7 protein-coding genes and 2 tRNA genes are annotated in these 5,801 nt (G+C 70.5%); 3 read left to right on the top strand and 6 right to left on the bottom strand.

The window, feature by feature from the left end; all coding sequences use genetic code 11:
• The coding region (gene tig / locus LOY02_RS14920) for a trigger factor (protein ID WP_317183152.1) at positions 1–1,340 on the bottom strand (1,340 nt) is incomplete at its 3' end.
• A 161-nt stretch (positions 1,341–1,501) separates the two neighbouring features.
• Here tig and LOY02_RS14915 point away from each other — a divergent pair.
• Complete coding sequence (locus LOY02_RS14915; protein ID WP_317183151.1) at positions 1,502–2,020, top strand: hypothetical protein; 519 nt, start codon at positions 1,502–1,504, stop codon at positions 2,018–2,020.
• Between the two features lie 48 nt (positions 2,021–2,068).
• Here LOY02_RS14915 and LOY02_RS14910 read toward each other — a convergent pair whose 3' ends face one another.
• Positions 2,069–2,365, bottom strand: a complete 297-nt coding sequence (locus LOY02_RS14910; protein ID WP_317183150.1) for a DUF2087 domain-containing protein — start codon at positions 2,363–2,365, stop codon at positions 2,069–2,071.
• 48 nt (positions 2,366–2,413) lie between these two features.
• Positions 2,414–2,484, bottom strand: a tRNA-Gly gene (locus LOY02_RS14905).
• A gap of 105 nt (positions 2,485–2,589) precedes the next feature.
• Between LOY02_RS14905 and LOY02_RS14900 the strand changes: the two genes are divergently transcribed.
• A tRNA-Pro gene (locus LOY02_RS14900) sits at positions 2,590–2,663 on the top strand.
• A 155-nt stretch (positions 2,664–2,818) separates the two neighbouring features.
• Here the strand turns inward: LOY02_RS14900 and trmB are convergent.
• Positions 2,819–3,574: a tRNA (guanosine(46)-N7)-methyltransferase TrmB gene (trmB, locus tag LOY02_RS14895; protein ID WP_317183149.1), complete on the bottom strand. Its 756-nt coding sequence runs from the start codon at positions 3,572–3,574 to the stop codon at positions 2,819–2,821.
• Positions 3,575–3,707: 133 nt separating this feature from the next.
• On the opposite strand from trmB, the gene LOY02_RS14890 reads away from it, so the two are divergent.
• Positions 3,708–3,944: an antitoxin gene (locus LOY02_RS14890; protein ID WP_317183148.1), complete on the top strand. Its 237-nt coding sequence runs from the start codon at positions 3,708–3,710 to the stop codon at positions 3,942–3,944.
• Positions 3,945–4,071: 127 nt separating this feature from the next.
• Here LOY02_RS14890 and LOY02_RS14885 read toward each other — a convergent pair whose 3' ends face one another.
• Together LOY02_RS14885 and LOY02_RS14880 are read right to left on the bottom strand one after the other, a co-directional pair.
• Positions 4,072–5,187: a PP2C family protein-serine/threonine phosphatase gene (locus LOY02_RS14885; RefSeq protein WP_317183147.1), complete on the bottom strand. Its 1,116-nt coding sequence runs from the start codon at positions 5,185–5,187 to the stop codon at positions 4,072–4,074.
• A 91-nt stretch (positions 5,188–5,278) separates the two neighbouring features.
• On the bottom strand, positions 5,279–5,752 hold the full coding sequence (locus LOY02_RS14880) for a ribose-5-phosphate isomerase (protein ID WP_317183146.1): 474 nt from the start codon (positions 5,750–5,752) through the stop codon (positions 5,279–5,281).
• Positions 5,753–5,801: the final 49 nt, after the last annotated feature.

The raw sequence follows: 5,801 nt of genomic DNA, 5'->3' as shown, positions 1-5,801 counted from the left end.
GGTGAGTCAGGCGACTCGGCCGAGTCGGGCGAGCCGGCAGCATCGTCCTCCTCCTCGCCCAGCTCGAAGTCGGTGCCCGGCACGGCCTCGGTGAGGTCGATGACGTTGCCGGCGGTGTCCTTCACGGAGACCTGCTCCAGGACCGCCGCGAGCGCCTTGCGGCGGGCGACCTCGGCGACCATGGCGGGAATCTGGCCCTCCTTGTCGAGGGACTGCGCGAAGGCGTTGGGGTCCATGCCGTACTGCTGGGCGTTCATGACGAGGAACTCGATGAGCTCGGCCTGCTGGACCTGCACCTCCTCCTTCTCCGCGATCGCGTCGAGCAGGAGCTGTGTCTTGAGGCCCTTGCGGGTGCTCTCGTCGACCTCGGCGCGGTGCTCGTCGTCGTCGAGGCGGCCCTCGCCCTCGAGGTGGGAGTGGACCTCCGCCTCGACGATGCCCTCGGGGACCGGCACCTCGACCCGCTCGAGGATGGCGTCGAGGAGCTTGTCGCGGGCAGCGACGCCCTGCGCGAACTTGGCGTCGACCTCGGCCTTCTGCGTCAGGTCGGCCTTGAGCTCCTCGAGCGTGTCGAACTCCGAGGCCAGCTGGGCGAACTCGTCGTCGAGCTCGGGCAGCTCGCGCTCCTTGACGGCCGACACGATGACGGTGCAGAGAGCCTCGCGGCCGGCCTGGTCACCGCCGGCGAGCGGCGCGGTGAACGTCTTCGTCTCGTCGGCCGTCATGCCGATGAGCGCCTCGTCCATGCCCTCGAGCATGTTCTTGCTGCCGACCTCGTAGGAGACGCCGTTGACCGCGTCGATCTCCTCACCGTCGATCTCGGCCGACAGGTCGACCGAGACGAAGTCGCCGTCCTGGACCGGGCGGTCGACGGTCTTGAGCGTGCCGAACCGTGCGCGGAGCGCGTCGAGCCGCTCGGCGACGTCGTCGTCGGACACCGTGGCCTCGTCGACGGTGAGCTCGATGTCCGTGAAGTCGGGCAGCTCGATGTCGGGGCGACGGTCGACCTCGGCCGTGAAGGTGAAGTCCTCGCCGTCGGTGGCGGGAACCTTGAGGTCGGTGATCTCGGGCTGGCCGAGGGGTCGGACCTCGTTCTCCTCGAGGGCCTTGCCGTAGAGGTCGGGGAGCGCGTTGTTGACGGCCTCCTCGAGGACGGCGGCCCGACCGACGCGCTGCTCGATGATCCGAGCCGGCACCTTGCCCTTGCGGAAACCGGGCACCTGGATGTGCTCGCCGATGTGCTTGATGGCCGCATCGAGGCTCGGCTTGAGCTCCTCGAACGGGACCTCGACGGTCAGCTTGACCCGGGTCGGGCTGAGGGTCTCGAGCGCACTCTTCACTGCGGGTACTCCATCGGTACTGGTGGGGGCTGGTCGGCGTCGTCTGACGCTGGGGGTCGGACGGCGGGGTGCCGTGTCGTCGCGCCGCGTGGACGCACCGACGCACCATGCTATAGGTCGCCCCGCTCCCCCACTAAATGCGTGCTCCTATGCTCGGTGCCATGCCCGCGCCTCGACGTCCGCCGACGCCCGACATCGCCGCACTCAGGCCTCTCCAGCTCGTCAGTGCGGCGATCGGGATCGGGGCCCTGATGGTCACGGCGATGCGGGTTCTCGTTGATCCTGAGCCCGTGCCGCCCTCGTGGCTGGCCGTCGGGATCGTCCTCGCGTCGATCGTGGGGGCGACCGCGCTCATCATGCTCTTCGGCTACTCCGTCCCGTCGCTGCCTCAGGGCCTCCCGCGCGAGAACGCCGCCCGGACGAGCCTGCGCTACTTCGGCTCGACAACAATCCTGCGCTCCGCGATCGCGGAGACCCCCGTCCTCGTCGCGTTCGCCGTGTCGTTCCTCGTGACGCCGCACTCCTGGCTGCCCCTGCTCATGGCTCTCCCGGTCACGGTGGCGCTCTTCTGGTGGCACGCGTGGCCGTCGCCGCGGACGGCGGCCGCGGTCGAGAGGGGACTCGAGGCCGAGGGCGCCGAGAGCCACCTCAGCGAGACCCTCGGCTTCCGCGCCGGGTGAGCTGGGCGGCATACGCCGCCTCATGGGTCCGTATGCCGCTGGGTCGGCTCAGCCGACCGTGCCTCCCGAGCGCCAGTACTGTCCGTCGGCCCGGTCGAGGAAGCCCTCCTCGACGAGATATCGGCGCAGCGCGGCGACGTCGGGGTGGAAGGCGCGCAGCCGGTTGTTCACCTCGGTCTCGTCGTACTTCTCCCCCGGCTCGAACTGCTGCGCGAGGTGGTCGAGGACGACGAGCCGCTTGCGGATCTTCGTCGGGATGCGAGTCAGGGAACCGTCCGCCGCGAGGAAGGCGCGGAGCACCGCGTCCCTGTCCTTGAGGGCGGACTGGAGGTCGGGGCGAAGCACCCCACCACCGTAGGACGGGTAGCGCGACGGCGCCCAGTGGATATCCGGAGCGGGCGACGAGAATCGAACTCGCGTAATCAGTTTGGAAGACTGAGGCTCTACCATTGAGCTACGCCCGCGGGGCCGCTGGTGGAACCGGCGATCCGAGGCGCTAGCCTACTGGTTCGCGTCCGGACTTCCGAAATCGACCCGCACCCGTGGGTGTGCTCGTGTCCGAGGGGCGACGGGGCATGGCGCAGTTTGGTAGCGCGTCCGCTTTGGGAGCGGAAGGTCGCAGGTTCAAATCCTGTTGCCCCGACGTGGTGGAGGGCGGTTCTGGAGCGACGACGTCGCCTCGGGACCGCCCTTTCCGTCGTGGCGAGCCCCTCACGCGCGGCTGGGTGAGCCCACGCGGATGGCGCTCGGCGCGCGGGATGGGACGGGCGCGTCGTCGGCCAATCCGCGCGACGTCGGCTACTCCGCGCGCCCTGCCGCGCCCTCGGCGACGAGCTCGAGCCGCAGCTCGTGGATCTCCCGCCCGGCCGCCCGCCCCTTGGCCTCGAAGCCGGCTCGCGGCCGCCATTCCGGTCGCTCGACGCGCTGGGCCCGGAACCTCGGGTGTGCGGCGACCTCGGCGAGGACGTGCTCGGCGTAGAAGTCCTGGTCCGTGGCGATGAGGATGTAGCCACCGGGCTTGAGGACGCGCGCCAGCAGGTCGAGGTTGGTGGGCGAGACGAACCTGCGCTTGGTGTGCTTCTTCTTGCGCCAGGGGTCGGGGAAGAAGAGGTGGATCGCGTCGAAGACCCTGTCGCCGACCCGCTCCTCGAGGAAGACCACGGCGTCGCCCTGCTCGACCCGCAGGTTGGGGACACCCACCTCGTCCGCGGCCGCGAGCATCCGCGCCAGGCCGGGGCTGTGCACATCCATCGCGAGCACGTCCCACCCGGGGAAGGCGGCGGCGTAGGCGATCGCCGCGTGGCCGTGGCCACACCCGATCTCGAGGACGAGTGGCGCGACCCGGCCGAAGGCTCGCTCAGGGTCGAACGGACCCGGGGGCAGCGCACGCGACGGCCCGAGCCGCTCCAGGCGGTCGAGGGTGAGCGACGAGAGGCGACCGCGACGCACGAAGCTGCGCACCCGAGCCGGCGTCACCCCCTCCGGCAGGTCGGGCGCCACGTGGGTCTTGCGCGGCGGGCGAATGCTGGAACGGTCGGAGGCGGGCTCGGTCACCTCGGCATCGTAATGAGCCCGGCCGCCCAGCCGATCCTCCCACCCACCGAAGCGGCGGCGTGCGCATCCCGGTGAGGCGGGTACGGGAGCGGCGCGACGTCACAGGGCGTCCGGTGAGCGAAGGGAGTGCGCAGTGGGCGCGTTCGACAACATGAAGGACAAGATCGGCGACCTCGCCGAGGAGCACCAGGACAAGGTCCACGGTGCAGTCGACGAGCATGGAGAGAAGATCGGCGGAGGAATCGACAGCGCCGGCGACTTCGTCGACGACAAGACGGGTGGACGCTTCGCCGAGCACGTGGACACCGGGCAAGAGCGTGGCAAGGACGCGATCGACAACCTCGATGGGCAGGACGACGACATCCCCTGACCCGGGTCCGTCGTGGGCGGGCGGCACCGTCAAGGTGACCGCCCGCTTCGCGGCGCACAGCGAGGCCGTATGCCGCTGGGCCGGCTCCCAGCCCACGGTCGCCCGTGCGCCGGGCTGGGTGTGGCAGTCAGCGGCGCCAGACCGTGACGACGGCGCGGTCGTCGCCGTGGCCGGCGAGAGCGTGGTCGCAGAGGCGCTGGGCGAGCCCCTCGAAGCCCGTGGTGACGAAGGACTCGGCCCGCCCGAGCATCCGGTCGATGCCGTCCATGAGCGCCTTGTCGCGCGCCTCGATGACCCCGTCGCTGTAGAGGACGAGGGCATCGCCGTGGCGCAGCATCCCGGTCTCGCGAGGGTAGTCGGCGTTCTCGATGACTCCGAGGAGCGGGCCGCGACCACCTGACAGCATCCGCCACCGGCCGGATCCCGCGGCGAACTGGGCCGCTGCCGGATGCCCGGCGTAGCCGATGGAGAACTCTCCCGTCTCGAGGTTGATCGCCACGTGGACGGCGGTCGCGAAACCCTCGGACCACCGCAGGCGCAGCAGGTGGTTGTTGGCCGCGTGGAGGAAGCCGCGCTCGCTCATCTCACCGAGCAGGCCGCCCAGCGCGCCCGAGAGCAGGAGCGAGCGGGTGCCGGCCTGACGCCCCTTGCCCGAGACGTCGACGAGCGCGATCTCGAGCATCGTGCCGTCGGTGGACCGTCCGGCGACGACGAAGTCTCCCGAGAAGCTGTCACCGTACGCCGACTCGAGGGCGACCTCTGCCGACCAGTCGGCAGGGAGCTCGGGCAGCTCCCCCTGCGCCCGCAGGCGGTCGCGCATGTCGACGAGCATCGACTCGCCGCTCACTCCGACGACCCCGACCTGCGCCCGGGCGTGGGCGAGCCAGATCATGAGGAGCATCGTGGCCAGCGTGACGATCTCCGTGCCCATGGTTGCCCCCTTCCGCTGGCCGAGCGCCGCGCCGACGACGGCCATCGTCGAGAACAGCGCGACATAGACCACCACGAGGTGCCGGGGCTCGAGGAAGAGCCCGCCGACGACGACGAGGAAGGCGAAGATGGCCCACGGAACGTGCTCCGGCCAGGTCGCAATCGCCCATCCGGCCCCCAGCCCGAGCAGGATCAGGCCGACGACCAGGATCCAGGGCGACCGCGACATCCACGGCACGAGCATCCGAGCGCGGCGAACCGGCCCCGCTGAGATCGCGGGCCGGTGAGAGACGTAGCTCTCGTTGAGGGCCACAGGCCTCCATTCCCTGGATCGAAGGGGCCGTGGAGGTTCGGCGGGCAGCGATCCTCGTTCAGTTGGTCATTTGGGTCGATGCATCGAGGCGTCAGGTCCCGGGGAGTGGCGGGAGCTCACGCGTGGTCTCGTACGCGGAAACCATACCGATGCGGCGGCGGTGGCGCTCCTCATCGGAGAATTCCGTGGCGAGGAACGCATCGACGATCTCCTTGGCCTCGTCCTCCGTGGCGAAGCGGGCTCCGAGCGAGACGATCTGGGCGTCGTTGTGCTCCCGCGCCAGCGTGGCCAGCTCCGGGGCGTAGGCCAGGGCAGCGCGGATGCCCGGGACCTTGTTGGCTGCCATCTGCTCGCCGTTTCCCGAACCTCCGAGGACCACGCCGCGCGAGCCGGGGTCGGCCGCCACACCCTCGGCGGCCCGCAGGACGAAGACGGGGTAGTCGTCCTGCGCGTCGTAGCCGAAGGGTCCGTGGTTGACGACGTCGTGGCCGGCCTCCTCGAGGTGGGCGATGAGGGCCTGCTGGAGCTCGAGGGCGGCGTGGTCGCCGCCGATGTGGATGCGCATGTTCGTCCTTGTGCGTCGAGGTGCGGGCGAGGAGCGGGCGAGGTGTGGG

The organism is Intrasporangium sp. (assembly GCF_032907665.1).
In the GTDB taxonomy this organism is placed as follows: Bacteria; Actinomycetota; Actinomycetes; order Actinomycetales; family Dermatophilaceae; genus Intrasporangium.
This window is presented reverse-complemented; position numbering and strand designations above follow the sequence as displayed.

Coding starts and splice junctions, on each gene's coding strand:
- LOY02_RS14915 (WP_317183151.1), top strand. CDS start 1,502: ATGCCCGCGCCTCGACGTCCGCCGACGCCCGACATCGCCGCACTCAGG.
- LOY02_RS14880 (WP_317183146.1), bottom strand. CDS start 5,752: ATGCGCATCCACATCGGCGGCGACCACGCCGCCCTCGAGCTCCAGCAG.